17 protein-coding genes are annotated in these 18,096 nt (G+C 50.4%); 5 read left to right on the top strand and 12 right to left on the bottom strand.

Annotated features, from left to right (window positions below):
- Positions 1-1,766: transferrin-binding protein-like solute binding protein (locus ACTHTU_RS08950; RefSeq protein WP_440362349.1), on the top strand; the 1,766-nt coding region annotated here is incomplete at its 5' end.
- Between the two features lie 219 nt (positions 1,767-1,985).
- Positions 1,986-2,993, top strand: a complete 1,008-nt coding sequence (locus tag ACTHTU_RS08945; RefSeq protein ID WP_440362348.1) for an IS5 family transposase — start codon at positions 1,986-1,988, stop codon at positions 2,991-2,993.
- Positions 2,994-3,205: 212 nt separating this feature from the next.
- Here the strand turns inward: ACTHTU_RS08945 and trxB are convergent, their stop codons facing one another.
- From trxB to ACTHTU_RS08920, 5 genes are all read right to left on the bottom strand, one after another.
- The gene (trxB, locus tag ACTHTU_RS08940) at positions 3,206-4,156 is read right to left on the bottom strand and encodes a thioredoxin-disulfide reductase (RefSeq protein ID WP_440362347.1); all 951 of its coding nucleotides are present in this window, start codon (positions 4,154-4,156) and stop codon (positions 3,206-3,208) included.
- 108 nt (positions 4,157-4,264) lie between these two features.
- On the bottom strand, positions 4,265-5,560 hold the full coding sequence (locus ACTHTU_RS08935; RefSeq protein ID WP_440362346.1) for an NAD(P)/FAD-dependent oxidoreductase: 1,296 nt from the start codon (positions 5,558-5,560) through the stop codon (positions 4,265-4,267).
- A 148-nt stretch (positions 5,561-5,708) separates the two neighbouring features.
- Entirely contained in the window at positions 5,709-6,596 is an 888-nt protein-coding gene (locus tag ACTHTU_RS08930; protein ID WP_003679574.1) for an ABC transporter permease subunit, read from the bottom strand.
- Entirely contained in the window at positions 6,596-7,561 is a 966-nt protein-coding gene (locus tag ACTHTU_RS08925) for an ABC transporter permease subunit (protein ID WP_049335897.1), read from the bottom strand. The genes ACTHTU_RS08930 and ACTHTU_RS08925 overlap by 1 nt, the downstream gene beginning before the upstream one ends.
- 15 nt (positions 7,562-7,576) lie before the next feature.
- Positions 7,577-8,701, bottom strand: a complete 1,125-nt coding sequence (locus ACTHTU_RS08920) for an ABC transporter ATP-binding protein (protein WP_004520791.1) — start codon at positions 8,699-8,701, stop codon at positions 7,577-7,579.
- A 476-nt stretch (positions 8,702-9,177) separates the two neighbouring features.
- On the opposite strand from ACTHTU_RS08920, the gene radC reads away from it, so the two are divergent.
- Complete coding sequence (gene radC / locus ACTHTU_RS08915; protein ID WP_440362345.1) at positions 9,178-9,852, top strand: RadC family protein; 675 nt, start codon at positions 9,178-9,180, stop codon at positions 9,850-9,852.
- Between the two features lie 59 nt (positions 9,853-9,911).
- On the opposite strand, the gene ACTHTU_RS08910 is transcribed toward radC, so the two are convergent.
- The 4 genes from ACTHTU_RS08910 to ACTHTU_RS08895 form a co-directional block, all read right to left on the bottom strand.
- Positions 9,912-10,190 carry an NF038104 family lipoprotein gene (locus ACTHTU_RS08910; RefSeq protein WP_440362344.1) on the bottom strand — a complete coding sequence of 93 codons (279 nt, stop codon included), beginning with the start codon at positions 10,188-10,190 and terminating at the stop codon, positions 9,912-9,914.
- Positions 10,178-10,510: a hypothetical protein gene (locus ACTHTU_RS08905; protein ID WP_440362362.1), complete on the bottom strand. Its 333-nt coding sequence runs from the start codon at positions 10,508-10,510 to the stop codon at positions 10,178-10,180. The genes ACTHTU_RS08910 and ACTHTU_RS08905 overlap by 13 nt, the downstream gene beginning before the upstream one ends.
- A 147-nt stretch (positions 10,511-10,657) precedes the next feature.
- Positions 10,658-11,353 carry an aquaporin Z gene (aqpZ, locus tag ACTHTU_RS08900; protein WP_063067881.1) on the bottom strand — a complete coding sequence of 232 codons (696 nt, stop codon included), beginning with the start codon at positions 11,351-11,353 and terminating at the stop codon, positions 10,658-10,660.
- Positions 11,354-11,707: 354 nt separating this feature from the next.
- Positions 11,708-14,752, bottom strand: coding sequence for a DNA translocase FtsK (locus ACTHTU_RS08895; protein WP_440362343.1), 3,045 nt, complete (start codon positions 14,750-14,752; stop codon positions 11,708-11,710).
- A gap of 164 nt (positions 14,753-14,916) precedes the next feature.
- On the opposite strand from ACTHTU_RS08895, the gene ACTHTU_RS08890 reads away from it, so the two are divergent.
- Together ACTHTU_RS08890 and ACTHTU_RS08885 are read left to right on the top strand one after the other, a co-directional pair.
- Positions 14,917-15,594, top strand: a complete 678-nt coding sequence (locus ACTHTU_RS08890) for an energy-coupling factor ABC transporter permease (RefSeq protein ID WP_440362342.1) — start codon at positions 14,917-14,919, stop codon at positions 15,592-15,594.
- An 81-nt stretch (positions 15,595-15,675) separates the two neighbouring features.
- The gene (locus ACTHTU_RS08885; RefSeq protein WP_440362341.1) at positions 15,676-16,035 is read left to right on the top strand and encodes a CrcB family protein; all 360 of its coding nucleotides are present in this window, start codon (positions 15,676-15,678) and stop codon (positions 16,033-16,035) included.
- A gap of 48 nt (positions 16,036-16,083) precedes the next feature.
- Here the strand turns inward: ACTHTU_RS08885 and ACTHTU_RS08880 are convergent, their stop codons facing one another.
- The 3 genes from ACTHTU_RS08880 to rbfA all read right to left on the bottom strand — a co-directional run bounded on the left by ACTHTU_RS08880 (position 16,084) and on the right by rbfA (position 18,088).
- Entirely contained in the window at positions 16,084-16,710 is a 627-nt protein-coding gene (locus tag ACTHTU_RS08880) for an NAD(P)H-hydrate epimerase (protein ID WP_440362340.1), read from the bottom strand.
- 22 nt (positions 16,711-16,732) lie between these two features.
- Positions 16,733-17,647 (bottom strand): tRNA pseudouridine(55) synthase TruB, encoded by a 915-nt coding sequence (truB, locus tag ACTHTU_RS08875; RefSeq protein ID WP_440362339.1) that lies wholly within the window; start codon positions 17,645-17,647, stop codon positions 16,733-16,735.
- A gap of 69 nt (positions 17,648-17,716) precedes the next feature.
- On the bottom strand, positions 17,717-18,088 hold the full coding sequence (gene rbfA / locus ACTHTU_RS08870) for a 30S ribosome-binding factor RbfA (protein ID WP_003685554.1): 372 nt from the start codon (positions 18,086-18,088) through the stop codon (positions 17,717-17,719).
- Positions 18,089-18,096 lie beyond the last annotated feature (8 nt).

The following is an 18,096-nucleotide window of genomic DNA, read 5'->3' as shown; positions in this document are numbered from 1 at the left end:
AAGCCAAGAAAGCTGAAGAAGCCAAGAAAGCTGAAGAAGCCAAGAAAGCTGAAGAAGCCAAGAAAGCTGAAGAAGCCAAGAAAGCTGAAGAAGCCAAGAAAGCTGAAGAAGCCAAGAAAGCTGAAGAAGCCAAGAAAGCTGAAGACGCTAAGAAAGCTGAAGAGGCCAAGAAAGCTGAGGAAGCTAAGAAAGCCAATGAGGCCAATTCAGGTCAAGGTTTTGGCGGCGAAGGCAAAGTAATGGGCAAGGCTTTGGATGGCGGTGTCTTGGTAGCGAAAAAACGTGAAACCGGCGATTTGGAATATGCCAAAACCGAAGCTCCGACTGCCTCGGATAAAAACAGCGTCGTACTTGATGGTGTCGCCATTAATACCAAAGACGTTAAAGCGGGTGAGTTTACGTTGGGCGAAAAAAGTATGAACGGCGGTAAAGCCGATGCAGCACAATATGCGGTACACAGCGGCGACCTGTTGCCTGACGTTCGTTACGGCGGTGTTGCCGATGTCAGCGATCTGCGTGATGTGAAACAGGCGTTGTTTGTCCAAGGCACGCCATCAGGCAGTGATACCGTTGCAGCCCAAAGAGGGGATGCAACCTATAAAGGCATCGGCCTGCATTTCCAAAACGGACTGCCGATCAATACAAGAGGTCTGCAAGAAATTTTTGAAACCGGTTCGCAAGCCAAGCTGGCCAATCTGTATCCTGCCGCCAAAGCAACCGATGTTACCGCAAAAGTCAATTTCGACCAAAAAACCATCAATGTCAGCATCAACCGCTATTCCGATCAAACGGTTGGCGGTGGTAGTGGTGGCAACAGGATTGCAGGTGTCGTCAAATCCAATGCGCGCGATATGGCGGAAAATCTGTCTTTCAATGGCGATTTGCATGGTAACACCTTCTCCAACAAGCAAGGTACGATGCAAGGCGGATTCTTTGGCGCGAAGGCAGACCAACTTGCCGGTACATATAGTGCGGCAGGCAAAAACCAACGTGATGAAGACGTAGTGGCGCGCGGTGTGTTTGGTGCAAAACGCCAAGATGCGGCAGCTCAAGCAGGCGGACAGCCTGATGCGCCGGTTGCCAAACCTGATGCGCCCGTAACCAAACCTAAAGATGATGCCGCCGCAGCCGAATTGAAAAAAGGTGAAACAGGCGAGCAATATATCTTATCGAATATCGAGAACTTGACCAAAGTCATTATCAATGGTACGACAATCGCTTTGGCACCAGTTACCAACAAGCTCCATCAAACTGAATTGGGTTCGGACTACAAATCGTTTGTTGCTTCAGGCAATTTGAGCAATGTTGTCTTCGGTGCGGCAAAACTTGCCGATAATGCCTACTCCTTGTTTGTTCAGGGGGTAATGAGTACCTCTCTACCGTCCGGTACGGCTAAATACGCAGGCGAGGTGTTGAATTTCCGTGCCCGCAACTTGGATAATAAGGAAAACTGGGTGGGTGATACAGGAGGCTACCGTACTGCCGGTTCGTTTACCGCAGATGTCAACTTCGATACTAAGACTATCGCAGGTAAAATCAATAGTGGTGACAGATGGTTCATGAATGAACGAGCCTTTACCGCAGGTATTACAGGCAGCAGCTTTAATGGTAAATGGGATTCCGGTGTGCAAGGTTCTATCTCAGGCGGATTCTACGGCGACAAAGCTGCCGAAATGGCGGGACGATACAGTTACAATGAAAAACCAGGTGATAATGGCTCTTCAAGTAACAACGCTTTCGGTGTATTCGGCGGTAAAAAGCAATAACCGTCTGTTTAAGCTGAAAACAAACCGCCTGAAAGGGCGGTTTGTTTTTGAGTGGGTAGGATTTTCAGACGACCTTTTACGGTAACAACAATCTAGAGAGCAATTTACCCGCTAAAAGGTCGTCTGAAAACCTTGAATCTTATTTTCAGATAATCTGAGACCTTTGCAAAATTCCCCAAATTCTCCTAAATTCCCACCAAGACATTTAGGGGATTTCCCATGAGCACCTTCTTCCAGCAAACCGCCCAAGCTATGATTACCAAACACATCGACCACTTTCCACTATTGAAGTTGGATCAGGTAATTGATTGGCAACCGATCGAACAGTACCTGAATCGTCAAAGAACCCGTTACCTTAGAGACCACCGCGGCCGTCCCGCCTATCCCCTGTTGTCCATGTTCAAAGCCGTCCTGCTCGGACAATGGCACAGCCTCTCCGATCCCGAACTCGAACACAGCCTTATCACCCACATCGATTTCAACCTGTTTTGTCGTTTTGACGAACTGAGCATCCCCGATTACAGCACCTTATGCCGCTACCGCAACTGGTTGGCGCAAGACGACACCCTGTCCGAATTGCTGGAACTGATCAACCGCCAACTGACCGAAAAAGACCTAAAAGTAGAGAAAGCATCCGCCGCCGTCATTGACGCCACCATTATTCAAACTGCCGGCAGCAAACAACGCCAGGCCATAGAAGTCGATGAAGAAGGACAAGTCAGCGGCCAAACCACACCGAGTAAGGACAAAGATGCCCGTTGGACAAAGAAAAACGGCCTCTACAGACTCGGTTACAAACAACATACCCGTACCGATGAGGAAGGCTATATCGAGAAACTGCACATTACCCCCGCCAATGCCCATGAGTGCAAACACCTGTCGCCTTTGTTGGAAGGACTGCCCGAAGGTACGACCGTCTATGCCGATAAAGGCTATGACAGTGAGGAAAACCGACAACACCTGGAACAGCATCGGCTGCAGGACGGTATTATGCGCAAAGCCCACCGCAAACATCCGCTGTCGGAAGTGCAAACCAAACGCAACCGATATTTGTCGAAGACCCGTTATGTGGTCGAACAAAGCTTCGGTACGCTGCACCGTAAGTTCCGCTATGCCCGGACAGCCTACTTCGGACTGAGCAAAGTGAGTGCACAAAGCCATCTGAAGGCGATGTGTTTGAACCTTTTGAAAGCGGCTAACAGGCTAAGTGTGCCTGTTGCCGCCTAAAAGGCGGCCGGATGCCTGATTATCGGGTATCCAAGGGGGGATTAAGGGGGGTATTTGAGTAGAATCAGTGGATATTTGAAACAAAAACAGCCGAAAACCTGTGTTTGGATTTCGGCTGTTGGGGGAAAGGAATTTTGCAAAGGTCTCAGGCCGTCTGAAATTTCAGATGGCCTTTTGATTATGTTTTAAAGAATAGGACGTAGCTTAGAGGCTCATACGCCGTGGCGGTCGAGCCAACGTTCGGCATCAAGCGCGGCTTGGCAGCCAGAAGCTGCGCTGGTGATGGCTTGACGGTAGGTATGGTCTTTGACGTCGCCTGCCGCCCATACGCCTTCGATATTGGTTGCGCCGACATTGTCACCGGTACCGCCTTTGGTTTTCAGGTAGCCGGTTTCATCCATATCGAGTTGGCCTTTGAAAATATCGGTGTTGGGTTTGTGGCCGATGGCGATGAAAACGCCTTTTACAGCGATTTCTTTAGTGCTGCCGTCATTGTGTTTCAGGCGTGCACCGGTAACACCGCTTTCGTCACCCAAGATTTCATCAACCGAGCTGTTGAGCTTGAGGATGATTTTGCCTTCTTCGACCCGTTGCATCAGCTTGTCCACCATGATTTTTTCGGCACGGAAACTGTCGCGGCGGTGAATCAGGGTAACAGTGTTGGCGATATTGGCAAGGTAGAGGGCTTCTTCTACTGCGGTATTGCCACCGCCTACTACGGCAACATCTTGTTTTTTATAGAAGAAGCCATCGCAAGTTGCGCAGGCGGAAACGCCTTTTCCTGCAAAGGTTTCTTCGCTTGGCAAACCTAAATATTTGGCGGATGCTCCGGTGGCAACGATGAGCGCATCACAGGTGTATTCGCCCATATCGCCTTTGAGGGTGAAAGGACGGTTTTGCAAATCAACGGTATGGATTTGGTCGAAAATCATTTCAGTACCGAAGCGTTCGGCATGGGCTTGGAAACGGGCCATCAGTTCCGGACCTTGTACACCTTCGGCATCGGCAGGCCAGTTGTCCACTTCGGTGGTGGTCATCAGTTGTCCACCTTGCTCAACGCCGGTAATGATCACAGGGTTGAGGTTGGCACGGGCGGCATAGACGGCGGCAGTATAGCCGGCAGGGCCGGAGCCGAGGATGATGAGTTTATGATGGTTGCTCATGATGGTTTCCTTGCTGATAAATGATTGAATTTTTTCGTATCTAAGCTTTCAGACGGCCTGAATTTTACTTGAATCTGCCGTCGTCTGAAATATGTTTGTTGTTTGGGTTTAGTGGCTGTCTTTCCATTGATAGTATTTTGAGCCAAGGAAAGAGCCAAGTTTACGCAGGAAAGGCTGGGTAATGATGTTGCTGTGGCGTAGTTGCTCAAAAGGTTTCAGACGGCCGTCATCGCCCATGATGGCTTCGGCAATCGCCAAACCGGCAATGCCGGTAATCGCCATGCCGTGTCCGGAATAGCCTTGGGCGTAGAAAACGGTAGGGGCGAGGCGGCCAAAATGTGGGGCGAGGTTGCGCGTAATGTCGCATTCGCCACCCCAGGAATGCTCGATTCTGACGTCGGCAAGTTGCGGGAAAACTTTCAGCATGTCTTGGCGGACGAGTTCGGTCATGCGGTCTGGGTCATCGATAAACTCGTTGTCTTTGCCGCCGAAGAGCAGGCGGCCGTCGGCGCTGAGGCGATAGTAGTCTAGGACGTGGCAGTTGTCGCAGATGGCCATATTGTTGCGGATCAGGTCTTTGGTACGTTCGCCCAGGGGCTCGGTGGCGATGATAAAGGTGCTGACTGCAATGGCTTTTTGTTCCAATATTTTGAATTTCGGGTGTAAGCCTGCATAAGTATTGACGGCATAAACGAGGTTTTTGCACTCAACGCTGCCGTTAGGAGTATGTACCAGCCAGCCGTTATCGCATGGCTCGATACGCGTCATCGGGGATTGCTCAAAAAGTTGTGCGCCTGCATCGGCTGCCGCTTTGGCAATGCCTAGGGTGTAATTAAGCGGGTGTAAGTGGCCGGATAAAGGATCAAATTGCGCGCCTTGATACATATCGCTGGCAAGTTGCTGCTTCAGCGTGGCTTTATCCCAAAGCTGGTAATGGCTTGCGCCATAATGTTTTTGGGCGTGCTCATGCCATTGTTGCAATTCTTCCCAATGCTGAGGACGGACGGCGACGGTAGCGTAGCCGCGTTGCCAATCGCATTGGATATTGTGTTTTTGAATGCGTGAGTCAACCAGTTCAACGGCTTGCAGAGATTGCTGCCAGAACCATTGGGCCTGTTCCAAACCGACTTGTTTTTCGATTTCTTCCATGCCGCAGGCAAAGTCGCTGATGACTTGTCCGCCGCTGCGACCTGATGCGCCAAAACCGATACGGGCGGCTTCAAGTACGATGACTTCATGGCCGCTTTCGGCAAGCGGTAGGGCTGTGCATAAGCCGGACAGGCCGCCGCCGATAATGCAGGTTTCAGTTTTCAGACGGCCTTCAAGCGTCGGATAAGACGGATGGGGATTGGCCGTGCTGACATAGTAGGAAGGAAGGTATTCCTTGAAGCTGGGATTGATCATGATTTGAGCTTTAAGTTGGTTTTCACTTCATTGAAATTGGTTTTCAGACGGCCTGGAATGTGGGGTTGGGTTCAGGTCGTCTGAAAGGATAAGATGCAGTTAATAAAACAGGCTGTTCCGACGCTTTATCGGACAGCCTGTCTGCATATTAGGCGGCTTTCTCGGCTGCCAATTTTTCTTGGCGGTAGGCTTCGGCAGCCTCACGTTCCCGTTTGGTTGCCTGACGCATCATCCAGTAGTTGACGACAATCACCAGCGTACCGATGATACCGATCAGGATGGTTGCCAAAACGTTCATCTGAGGGTCAAGGCCGAGTTTGATTTTGGAGAAAATCACTTGCGGCAATGTCGATGAACCCGGGCCTGACAGGAAGGAGGTAATCACCAAGTCGTCCAAAGACAGGGTGATGCCCAAGAGGAAGCCGGAAGCAATCGCAGGGGCAATCAGCGGCAGGGTAATCACGAAGAAAATCTTCAGCGGACGGGCACCCAAGTCCATTGCAGCTTCTTCCAAGGATTGATCCAATTCCACCAAGCGCGAGCGGATAACGACGGTAATGTACGCCATGCAAAGCGTGGTGTGGCCGAGGAAGATGGTGAAGAAGCCGCGATCGAAGTAGAGCGATTGCAGCAACTCACTGCCTTGCAGGAACATTTGCACCTGAATAATCAACAGCAGCATGGACAAACCGGTAATCACATCAGGCATCACCATAGGTGCGGAAATCATACCGGCAAACAGGGTGCTGCCGCGGAAGCGCTTGATACGCGCCATGGCGTAACCAGCTAATGTGCCGAGTGCTACGGCGGCAAGTGAGGAAACGATGGCGATACGCAATGACAGCCAGGCCGCTTCCAAGATGGTATCGTTTTCCATCAATGCGCCGTACCATTTGGTTGAGAAACCGCCCCAAACGGTAACCAGTTTGGATTCATTGAAAGAATAGATGACCAAAACCACCAGCGGAATATAGAGGAATGCCAGCGAGAGCAGGAGCATCAGTTTCAAGAACCAGGATAATTTGGTTTTCTGCATTATTTGCCTCCTTCTTCCAATTCGCGGTTTTCATAGTGCTGGAACAGGGCAATCGGTACAACCAGCAGGGCAACCATAACGACGGCGACGGCAGAAGCCAGCGGCCAGTTGTTTTGGTCGAAGAATGCCTGCCACAATACTTTACCGATCATCAGGTTTTCAGAACCGCCCACCAATTCAGGAATCACAAATTCACCGACGGCCGGAACGAAGACCAGCATAGAGCCTGCGATGATGCCTGTTTTGGATAAAGGCAGGGTAATGGTAAAGAACGATTTGATCGGACCTGCGCCCAAGTCGGAAGCGGCTTCGAGCAGGCGGTTGTCCAGTTTTACCAATTGTGTGTACAGCGGCAAAATCATAAACGGCAAATAGGCGTAAACCATCACCAAATTCAGCGAAAAAGCATTGTAGAACAAGTCTAAAGGCTCGCTGATGATTCCGTATTTGATTAAGAAATTGTTGATGATGCCGTTGTGTCCCAATAAGCCCATCCATGCGTAAACACGCAACAGGAAAGAGGTCCAGAAAGGCAGCATGATTGCCAACAGCAGGCCGTTACGCGCAGCCGGATTGGCGCGTGAAATGGCATAAGCGGTCGGATAACCAATCAACAGGCAGATGATGGTCGTCGTCAGCGCGGTCTTAATCGAAGACCAGTAGGTCATCAGATAGATATTGCTGTTTTCACTGTCGCCAAAAGGATTGAGCGTATTCCAAAAGTTTTGGAAAATGTCGGCGTAGTTCTGATAGCTGATGGCAATGTTCAGACGGCCTAAGTCTTCATCAATCGTCGTCAACGGCGTAAATGGCGGAATGGCGATTTCTTGTTCGGCAAAGCTGATTTTCAATACGATGGCGAACGGAATCAGAAACAGCACCAAGAGCCAGATATACGGCACGGCAATCACTGCACGCTGTCCAGGACGGCGAAACAGTTTCTTTTTCAGTTTTTTAAGGTCCATTGCATTTCCCTCAAATTAACTGTACAGAGGCGTAGGTTGGTTTTCAGGCCAGCTGATATAGACGGTCTCATCCCAAGTCGGCGGTGTAATGTTGCGCACATACCAATAAGGTGCGGGAACTTGACTTTTGACGACACGGCCGTTGGCGAGTTTGATGTGGTAAATCGCGAAGCTGCCCAGATAGGCAATTTCTTTAACCGTGCCTTGGGCCCAGTTGTGCGCGCCCAAGTGTTCTGGTTTTTCTTTATGCAAATCAATGTCTTCAGGGCGGATGCTGATCCAGATTTCATGCTCGTTCGGAACGCCCAGGCCGTGGTCGATGCGGACGTGGTTTTCCAAGCCGTCACATTTGACGATAGAGAAATCGGCGCGGTCGTCAACAACGACACCGTCAAAAATATTGGTTTCGCCGATAAATTCAGCAGTAAAGCGGCTATTAGGGTAATCGTACACATCGCTAGGTGTGCCGACTTGGCGCAATTGGCCGTCGGACATAATGGCGATACGGGTAGCCATCGTCATCGCTTCTTCTTGGTCGTGGGTAACCATGATACAGGTTACGCCGACTTGTTCCAGCGTGTTGACTAATTCCAGTTGGGTTTGTTGGCGCAGTTTTTTATCGAGTGCGCCCAAAGGTTCGTCAAGTAGCAGGATTTTCGGACGTTTTGCCAGGCTGCGCGCCAAAGCGATACGTTGTTGTTGGCCGCCGGAAAGTTGGTGCGGCTTGCGTTTGGCGTATTTGGTCATTTGCACCAGGCGCAACATTTCTTCGACGCGGGCGTCGATTTCGCCTTTAGGCATTTTGTCTTGTTTCAGGCCGAAAGCGATGTTTTGTTCAACGCTCATGTGCGGGAACAGGGCATAGCTTTGGAACATCATGTTGATTGGGCGCTCGTACGGGGCAAGCTTGGTAATGTCTTGACCGTCGAGAATGATTTTGCCCTGATTGGGACTTTCCATGCCTGCCAACATGCGCAGCAGTGTGGATTTGCCACTGCCTGAGCTGCCCAAAAGGGCGAAGATTTCATGTTGATAGATGTCCAAGTCGATGTTATCGACAGCGTAATTGTCACCAAACTTTTTCACCAAGCCTTGGATTTGCAAATAAGGTTTGGCTGAAGACGCAGTGGTTGCGGTCATAATGGCAATACTCCAAAAAGAAAGACGAGTACCGGCAAAACGGATTTTCGAATGGGTGATAAAAAGCTGTTTGATTGCTGGCGGGAGTCGGACGGAGGCCGTCTGAAACTCTTGTAAAGCGCACGGGCAGCGTGGATAGAAAGCAGTTTAAGCCTAAGCTTTTGCTCTCGGCAAACTCAATATTATATTAGCCTAAGCCTATTAGGGGCAATATGAAAATGCTTGTAGCGGCTGATTTGAAGCAAATAGGAAAGGAAAGGCAGACAGGGGAACAGGATAGTAAAAATGGGTAGCGTTGTTTTTCTGCACAAAAGGGTTTAATTTATATTTAAATGTCTTAAAAAATAATTCAAGATAGAATAAAATACGCAAATTGCATTAATTTTAATAAAATCGTGCGGATTGCGTTTTATGTGGGCAAGATGGTTTTGTTCTAAATAAAAACTAAATCCGCTATATGAATAAAAAGGGAAAACATGAGTATCAAAGAATGGCCCGAAGGGGAGCGACCGCGTGAGAAGCTCTTAGCGTACGGTGCGGCGGCGTTGAGTGATGCGGAGTTGCTGGCGATTTTGCTGCGTGTCGGAACGCGCGGTATGAGCGCGGTCGATTTGGCGCGTTATTTGTTGGGTGAATTTGGCAGTTTGGGGAAGCTGATGAGTGCGGATGCCAAAACACTCGCTGCTTATAAGGGCATGGGCTTGGCGAGCTATACTCAATTTGCAGTGGTCAAAGAAATCGGGCGGCGGATTTTGGGTGAAGATTTGCAGGAGCAGATTGTTCTGTCAAACCCGAAATCGGTTGCGGATTATCTGCGCCTTCATATTGGGCATGAAAAAATTGAGGTCAGCGTTGCTTTGCTGCTCAACCGTCAAAATCAATTGATTGCGGTACGGGAATTGTCGCGCGGTACAGTGGCGGAAAACACGGTTTATATCCGTGAAATCGTCAAATTGGCATTGGATGAATATGCCGACAGTTTGATTTTGGCGCACAACCATCCGGGCGGTTCGGCAAGGCCGTCTGAATCTGATGTGCAGTTTACAGAGCGTTTGCAACAGGCTTTAAGTTTGGTCGATATTACGCTGTTGGACCATTTTATTGTAACGGCAAAAGAAACCTGCTCTTTGCGCGAACAGGGCTATATGTAAGGATGAATGTTCAGACGGCCTCAGTAGGATTGGTTACCTTGCTAAGGTCGTCTGAAGGATTATTGCGTTACTTCGTTGGAGGACTCTTCCTTATAGATGATTTCTTCCGATTTTGGCTTTTCTTTACTCTTTTCCTTCTCTTTTTCTTTATCCTTGTCTTTTTTACCGTCGGGAATGGCGGCATCAATCACTGCCCCTGTTCCTTTAACAACCAATTTTCCGGCAGTCAGGACGGTTGTAGCAGCCAAATCGACAGCCGCACCTACAACGCAGCCGTTAAGCGTCAGACAAAGGGCGAGTGCCGGAATCAGGCGTTTTGTGCATCTCAATGGCTGCATCCGCAGTGTCCTTCGTGATGATGGCCGCATCCGAGTGCTTCTTGCCAAGCATCATCATCGCCGTCAAATTCTTCAACTTCGTCAAATTCGCCGTTTTCTACCATGCTTACCAGCTCTTCTAAGCTTTCTGCGCCTTCCACCCAAAAGCAGGGAATATCGGGTGGTGTGTCGGGGGCAAGCAAGGCGGCTTGTTGGTCGTGCCAAGCAATCCAATAGCCGTTTTGCGTTTGTACGAATACGGCATCGGGATGGATGGTTTCGTTTTCGGTATTGACCAGCATTCTGTTAGCGATATCGGTTTGAAAAGGTAAGGTTTGCATGATGGTTTGAGAATGTGAGAAAAGAAAGTATTGTAACATGGCAAAAACAAACGCACCGTCTGAGTCAGGCGGTGCGTTTGTGTGTCGGCAACTTGGGTGCGGTCAGTTTAGAGTGTCAGCCGCACCGGGAATGTCATTCCGTCAAGATTATTTGTCGTCGTTAGCCAAAACGAAGCGGTAAATAGCCGCGCCAACTGCTGCGCCGGCAATAGGAGCCAACCAGAACAACCACAGTTGTTCAACAGCCCAGCCGCCTTGGAACAAGGCAACACCGGTAGAACGTGCAGGGTTGACGGAAGTATTGGTTACGGGAATGCTGATCAAGTGAATCAGGGTCAGACCCAGGCCGATGGCGATAGGAGCAAAGCCGGCCGGAGCCAGTTTGTCGGTAGAACCCATGATGATGATCAGGAAGAATGCGGTCAGGACAAATTCGATCAGCAAAGCAGCCATCATGTCGTAACCGTTAGGAGAGTGTTCGCCGAAACCGTTGCTGGCAAAGCCGGAAGCAACAGCATCAAAACCGGTTTTACCGGAAGCAATCAGATACAGAACGCCCGCAGCGGCAATCGCACCGATAACTTGGGATACGATGTAAGGCAACAGGTCTTTACCGTTGAAACGGCCGCCGATGAAAAGGCCGACGGAAACGGCAGGGTTGAAGTGGCCGCCGGAAATGTGGCCGACGGCGTACGCCATGGTCAGTACGGTCAAACCGAATGCTAAAGCGACACCGGCAAAGCCAATGCCAAGTTCAGGGTAGGCTGCTGCCAAAACTGCGCTGCCGCAGCCGCCGAATACCAGCCAGAAAGTACCGAAAAATTCTGCAAAATATTTTTTCATTTGTTTTTCCTCGTAAAGGGTGGGGTGTTGCCGAAGGCATGAATCATAATAATATTGCATCTAATCGAAAAACGGATTTACCTGTTTTTTCCGGTCTTGACAAAAGGCCGTCTGAAAATGGCGACGAATGGATAGAGGGATATATCTTGCAGGTCGAATTTTGTTTATTGAGGCTGGGTTTATTTGATAGAGAAGCAAATACCGTTAATGCAAAGGCATTTGGTTTTGTAAGAAATGCCGTTTACAGATTACTTATTTGCTTGTTTATTTAATTGGAATCTCTGAACCCATTATCTGATTTAAAAAGGCCGTCTGAAAAGTTTTCAGACGGCCTTAATTTTAAACAAGGATAAATTAATCCAGATGGTCGCCGCTTTGCGCCAAGATGGTGCGGTTGCCGTTGTTTTCCGCCGGGGAAACAATACCGTCGGCTTCCATTTGGTCAATCAGGCGGGCGGCTCGGTTGTAGCCGATGCGCAGTTGGCGTTGGACATTGGAAATGCTGGCCTTACGCGATTTTAAGACAACGGAAACGGCTTCGTCATACATGGGGTCGAGGTCGCTGTCGTTGCTGCGGCTGGTACCGGTAAAGTCCTCAGTCGAACCGCTGCTTAAAATATCATCGATATAGTCAGGCGCGCCGAATTGTTTCAGGTATTCCACTACGCGGTGTACTTCATTATCGGATGCGAACGCGCCGTGTACGCGTTGCGGATAACCGGTGCCGGGTGGCAGGAACAGCATATCGCCTTGACCTAGCAAGTTTTCCGCACCCATTTGGTCAAGAATCGTGCGGCTGTCGATTTTGCTGGACACTTGGAAGGCGATGCGTGTCGGAATATTGGCTTTAATTAGACCGGTAATGACATCCACGCTTGGGCGTTGGGTGGCAAGAATCAAATGGATACCGGCTGCACGCGCCTTTTGGGCAAGGCGGGCAATCAATTCTTCAATTTTCTTGCCTGCAGTCATCATCAGGTCGGCAAACTCATCTACCACGACTACGATAAACGGCAGTTTTTCCAAAGGTTCGGGATTGTCGGGCGTCAGGCTGAACGGGTTGGCAATTTTCATGCCTTGTGCCGCTGCTTCCATAATTTTTTGGTTAAAGCCTGCAAGGTTGCGCACGCCAACATGGCTCATCAAGCGATAGCGTTTTTCCATTTCGTTGACGCACCAGTTCAGGGCGTTTGCGGCCAGCTTCATATCGGTTACGACAGGGGCGAGCAGGTGTGGAATGCCTTCGTAAATGCTCAGCTCCAGCATTTTCGGGTCAATCATAATCATGCGTACGTCTTCAGGCGTTGCTTTGAAGAGCATGGACAGAATCATGGCGTTCACGCCTACGGATTTACCCGAACCTGTCGTACCGGCAACCAGCAGATGCGGCGCTTTGGCCAAGTCTGTCACAACAGGCTGGCCGGTAATGTCTTGGCCGAGAGCGAGGGTCAGTTTGGATTTGGATTCGGTAAACGCAGGCGAATTGAAGATTTCGCTTAAGCGGATCATTTGGCGTTTCGGATTAGGCAATTCCAAGCCCATGCAGGTTTTGCCGGGGATGGTTTCCACCACGCGGATGGAAGCCACGCCAAGCGAGCGCGCCAAGTCTTTTTCAAGGTTTAAAACGGCACTGCCGCGCACGCCGACATCAGGCTCAATCTCGTAGCGCGTAATGACCGGGCCGGAATAGGAGTCCATCACTTTGACTTTAACTTTGAACTCGGCCAGTTTTTCTTCGATGGTAATGCTGTTTTCCAGCAGCTGTTCTTCAGTTTGCGAGGCGCTTGGGTCAAACTGCGGCGGCAGGAGCAGGGCAGTGGTCGGTAGAAGCGCATCGGTCAGTGTTGCCGAAGTTGGAATCGCTATGCTTGGCGTACTCTCTTGAACGTTTGGTTCTACGCTTTGAACAGGTGTTTCAACGACTGTCTGTGTATATTCAGACGGCCTTGCGATTGTTTCAACAGATTCAACGGGTTGAATAGTTTCAACCGCTTGAATAGCTTCTGCTTCCGCTTGTACAGGAGCTTCCGGCTCACCATCGAATTCTGTTTCTTCGACGGCAGATTCGCTAATTAAATAATCGCGGATACTGCGTTCAGGTTGGTTGCTGACATGCGCATTGACTTGTGCATCAAAAATCGGCACTTGGATTTTATGTTCAAAAGTAGGCGGCTCGGGGATATCAATCGGTGCAATCGAGGTTTGGAAAACGGGTGGCTCGGGAATATCGGTTTTCGCCATAGGGACAACCGGTACGGCAGGCGGCTCAACTACGGTTGCGTTTGGCGCGGCAGGTCGGGAGATATAAGGAGATTTTTTAACAGGCGCAGCCGGTTTCGGACGGGACGGTGTTGCCGGTTGTGGTGCAACAGCTTCCGTGGCAGCTTGTTTACGCGCCCATCTTTCGGCGGCCGCTTCGGTATGGCGAACTTGGCGGCGCAGGCTGGCAGGACGGCTGATTTGTCCCAAGTTGGCTAGAATTTCGTCATTTTCGATGGTGCGCGGAGAGTAGTCGCGCAATGGGGCGACGGCCGCGGCCAGTTTGTGGCGTGCGGCGGTGCGGCGGGCAAGGTTGTCGTGAATATCTTCCGCTTGGATTTCAGAAGGGAATGCCTGCATGGAAGTATAGGGGAGGATGGCTTCTTTTTCGGCAGTTCTTAAGGCCGTCTGAACGGTTTCGATATGCGGCGCATTGGCTTCTGCCACGCGGACATTGTTGGCACGCGCCAAGGCACGTTCGCGTGTGCGGCGCAAGATAGGGTCGTTGTAGTCGATGATTTCCATGCCGGTCATTGGCAGGGATGAAGCGCGCAACAATGGGGTTTCAACTTCGTCTTTGTAAATTGGCGTATTTTTTTCGGCCAAATGCTCGTTCCATTCCTCAACCGCTGCTTCATGCAGGGAACGTGTGGCTTCTTCTAATGTGATTTCTTCAAAATTACTGTTTTGCACCAAAGACGGGCTGTATTCAGGCGTTTCCATTTGCGCAAACGGCGTGATTTTGGGAATACGTTCCGGTTTGGCAGATTTGCGGGTTTTAGGCGCAATTTTGATTTCTTCTTTGGTCGTTGCGATGTGTTCCGGCTCTTCGGCAACGGGCTCTGCTGCGTGCTCTTCTTCTGTTTCGGCACGTTGCATTTTATTGTGTTCGAGCGCGGAAAGCAGGCGGATACGGGCGATTTTATGGTTGTCGGCGGTGCGCTTGTTCATGCTGAACAAACGTTTCAGGCTGTCCAGTTGGCCGGAAAAACCGACCGGGCTGTCTTCTTCGTTTATTTCTTGTTCGTTGCCACTGAGTCGGGCCAATTCTTGGCGCCACTTTTGCTCTTGTTTCTGGCGCCACCAGAACAAGCCGGCTATGACAGCCAGCAGAATTAAAGCCAATATTGTCCAAAGCATGCGTCCATCCCCTTAATTAAACGGCAAAGTCCGTTATTCTAACGCTTTTTTCGGGTAAACAAAACCAGCCGAAACAAGCTTTAACGGCAAAGGCAGACAGGATTGTCAAAGCTATGGCTTGAGACGCGTATAATAGGCCGTCTGAACATTTTGCGGATGAGATGATGATTTTTCAAAACGGATGGTTTCCCATCGGTGTCGTGATGGCGGCATGGCCTGTGTTGCTGGTGATTTTTGCTTTGTGTGCAAAGCAGGCATGGGTGTCGGTATCACAGCATCGTTCCGCATTCTTGGTGGCTGCCGTGATGTTGCCGCTGGCTTGGAGTTTGAATGCCTCTCCGGAAAGCGGACAACTGGCCGGCATGAGCTATCATTTGCTTGCTTTAAACCTGACGGCTTTAATGCTGGGCACCTCTGCCGCTTTCTGCCTTGGCGTTTTACTGTTTTTTCCGTATTTGTGGCTTTGGGGCGATTGGCATATGTTCCCCATCAACGCCTTGTCCGTATTGCTTCCGCCTTTGTTGGTGAACTTGGGTTTCCGCCATTGGGTGTCGCGTTTGCCCGCCAATATCTTTATCTTTATTTTTCTGAATGGTTTTTGGGCTGCGGCGGTCGGTATGGTGTTTACCGGCGTGGTCTTGGTCGGTTTGTTGGACTGGGCGGATGTATTCGATACGGCGGTATTATGGAAAACCGCTTTTCCTGTTTTCTTCTTAATCGCTTGGGCAGAGGCATTTTTGAGCGGTATTTCAACAGCCATTTTTATCGCGCTCAAGCCGCAATGGATTTGTACTTTCGATGACGACAGGTATTTGAAATCCACGCCTAAAATTTGGCAATAAGATATGAAGGCATCTTTGCTTGGTTTTCAGACGGCCTAATGACCGGATGGCCTGTTTTTTGAATTGAATGTTTAACTTGTTATGTTTGCTTATATTTTTCCCATTGTTTGCGGTGCCGCTGTCGGAGCTGTATTGCGTTGGTTGTTTGGCTTGGTGCTGGTGTATTCTGCGCCTTTTTCTATCGGTACATTGGCGACAAACTGGCTGGGAGCGTTGCTGATCGGCGTATTGGCGGAACTCTTAACCGATCCGCAATGGCGTTTGCTTTGGATTACCGGCTTTCTCGGCAGCTTGACCACATTTTCAGGTTTTTCTGTGGAAATGGTCGGTTTGATGCAGGCGCAACGTTGGGGCATGGCTTTGATGGCAACCTGTCTGCATGTTTTCGGTTCGTTTGGTTTGACGGCGCTGGGGATTAAATTGGTGCAGATTTGGAAGTAAGCAAAATAACAGGGTGCAAAATTGCACCCTGTTATTTTTTATAGGCATTTAATCAATGCCAATAGGCAAACAGACGGTTTCTTGACAATAGGTTTGGCCGGACTCGCTTAAATGCGCCGGTTTGTAGGCGGCAAAGGTGTAGGTCAGGTCTGCGCGGAATGTGTCGGGATCGGCTTCGGCGGTGTCGCAGTTGAGGCCGGTGGGAATATCGAGGGCGACTTTCAGGCCGTCTGCATGATTGAGTTGGCGGCAGAGGGCGGCGATTTCGGTTGGAAGCGCGCCGCTGAAGCCTGTGCCGAATATGCCTTCGATAATGATGTCGTAACCTTTTTTCAGACGGCCTGCCAGTTCTTGTAAGGATATCAATTCGATATGGGGCAAACCGTTGAGGCGTTCGCGATTGGTTTGAGCCAAGTGGGAGAGGTTTTCTCCGAGTGAAAACAGAATATCGATGTGCCAACCTTGCGCCTGCATATATCTTGCCATGACTAAGCCGTCGCCACCGTTGTTGCCTTTGCCGCAAACGATCAGGGCGCGTCCGGCTTGAGGGAGACGCTGCATGAGGTCTCGGGCGGCAGAGCTGCCGGCGTTTTCCATCAGTTGGTCGAAGCTCGTGCCTTTATCGACGGCTGCTTGCTCGCGTTCGCGCATTTGGGTGGCGGTATAGACTTTCATGATTGGCTCTCTTTGCAGGAGGTTATTTGTCGGCGGTATTCATCAGGCGCAAGGTTTTCAGACGGCCTATTTCTTTTTGATATTCCACCAGTCCGATAAATGTGCCGTCTCGGCTGTACACACGGATGGGCTGCTCGGCGGAAATGTCTTCGGTAAACTGGGGGCGCTGGCCGTGTTTGAGCATGGTAACGGCGTAGTCGTTTAACTCGAGTTTGGGGAAATGTTGCACCAAGACATCGCAAGGCAGCAGCAGGGCATCGCGTTCGGCTTCGTCCAATTCTGCCAAGGCTTCGAGCGTGTGGCTTTGGGCAATGGTAAAGCCTGCGGTTTCAGTACGGCGCAGGGCGGTCAGGTGGGCGAATGTGCCGATGTGTTTGGCGATGTCTTCGCTGAGGGTGCGGATGTAAGTACCCTTGCTGCAGCGTACGTCTATCACGGCTTTGGGTGCATCAAACTCTGTGATATCAATGGAGTAAATGGTGATATCGCGCGCTTTGCGTTCGATAACGATGCCTTTGCGTGCGTATTCGTACAGTGGTTTGCCTTCGTGTTTGAGGGCGGAAAACATCGGCGGCACTTGGCGGATATCGCCCGTTAAGGCTTGGCAGGCCGTCTGAAATTCGGACAATGAAATATCGGCGCGTGCGGTGGCAACGATTTCGCCTTCGGCATCGCCTGTGCTGCTGGCTTCGCCCAGTTTCAGCGTGGCGGTATAGGCTTTGTCGGCATCAATCAGATATTGGGCGAACTTGGTCGCTTCGCCGAAACAAACAGGCAAAAGCCCTGTGGCCAAAGGATCGAGTACGCCGGTATGCCCGGCTTTTTCGGCACGGAACAAGCGCCGCGCTTTTTGCAGGGCAGTGTTGCTGGAAAGGCCTTCAGGTTTGTCGAGGAGAAGAACGCCGTTGACCGGGCGTTTGGTGGGTTTGGCTGTCATATTAAGTAGGGGGAGTGTTAATGTTCAGGCCGTCTGAAAGCATTCAGACGGCCTGTGTGTTTTAATCAATCAGTCTTCAACCGGTTTTTCCGCCGCCACTTGGTCGATCAGGCTGGAAATGCTCATGCCGCGTTCGAGTGATTCGTCGTATTTGAAGTGCAGCTCAGGAGTTTTGAAGAGTTTGATGCGTTTGGCCAATTCGCTGCGCAAATGGCCTTTGGCGTGTTCCAAAGCTTCTTCGGTAATGTCGCGTGTGCTGTCGTCGAGGACGGTGTAGAACACGGTGGCGTGGCTGTAATCGCGGGTGACTTCGACTTCGTTGATGGTGATGAAGCCTGCGCGCGGGTCTTTCAGGCCGGTACGGACGAGTTCGGCAAGCTCGCGCATGATTTGTTCTTTGACACGGTCTTGGCGGGCGTAGCCGCGTTGGGGTTTTCTCATGGTTTTCC

This window comes from Neisseria sp. P0020.S005, from assembly GCF_051957055.1.
Classification (GTDB): Bacteria; Pseudomonadota; Gammaproteobacteria; order Burkholderiales; family Neisseriaceae; genus Neisseria; species Neisseria subflava_A.
The sequence above is the reverse complement of the archived record's forward strand: the minus strand, read 5'-3'. Positions and strand labels throughout refer to the sequence as shown.

Coding starts and splice junctions, on each gene's coding strand:
- ACTHTU_RS08910 (WP_440362344.1), bottom strand. CDS start 10,190: ATGCAGCCATTGAGATGCACAAAACGCCTGATTCCGGCACTCGCCCTT.
- ACTHTU_RS08890 (WP_440362342.1), top strand. CDS start 14,917: ATGATTTTTCAAAACGGATGGTTTCCCATCGGTGTCGTGATGGCGGCA.
- trxB (WP_440362347.1), bottom strand. CDS start 4,156: ATGAGCAACCATCATAAACTCATCATCCTCGGCTCCGGCCCTGCCGGC.
- ACTHTU_RS08920 (WP_004520791.1), bottom strand. CDS start 8,701: ATGACCGCAACCACTGCGTCTTCAGCCAAACCTTATTTGCAAATCCAA.
- ACTHTU_RS08935 (WP_440362346.1), bottom strand. CDS start 5,560: ATGATCAATCCCAGCTTCAAGGAATACCTTCCTTCCTACTATGTCAGC.
- radC (WP_440362345.1), top strand. CDS start 9,178: ATGAGTATCAAAGAATGGCCCGAAGGGGAGCGACCGCGTGAGAAGCTC.
- ACTHTU_RS08885 (WP_440362341.1), top strand. CDS start 15,676: ATGTTTGCTTATATTTTTCCCATTGTTTGCGGTGCCGCTGTCGGAGCT.
- ACTHTU_RS08905 (WP_440362362.1), bottom strand. CDS start 10,510: ATGCAAACCTTACCTTTTCAAACCGATATCGCTAACAGAATGCTGGTC.
- ACTHTU_RS08880 (WP_440362340.1), bottom strand. CDS start 16,710: ATGAAAGTCTATACCGCCACCCAAATGCGCGAACGCGAGCAAGCAGCC.
- ACTHTU_RS08895 (WP_440362343.1), bottom strand. CDS start 14,752: ATGCTTTGGACAATATTGGCTTTAATTCTGCTGGCTGTCATAGCCGGC.
- rbfA (WP_003685554.1), bottom strand. CDS start 18,088: ATGAGAAAACCCCAACGCGGCTACGCCCGCCAAGACCGTGTCAAAGAA.
- ACTHTU_RS08945 (WP_440362348.1), top strand. CDS start 1,986: ATGAGCACCTTCTTCCAGCAAACCGCCCAAGCTATGATTACCAAACAC.
- ACTHTU_RS08930 (WP_003679574.1), bottom strand. CDS start 6,596: ATGCAGAAAACCAAATTATCCTGGTTCTTGAAACTGATGCTCCTGCTC.
- ACTHTU_RS08925 (WP_049335897.1), bottom strand. CDS start 7,561: ATGGACCTTAAAAAACTGAAAAAGAAACTGTTTCGCCGTCCTGGACAG.
- truB (WP_440362339.1), bottom strand. CDS start 17,647: ATGACAGCCAAACCCACCAAACGCCCGGTCAACGGCGTTCTTCTCCTC.
- aqpZ (WP_063067881.1), bottom strand. CDS start 11,353: ATGAAAAAATATTTTGCAGAATTTTTCGGTACTTTCTGGCTGGTATTC.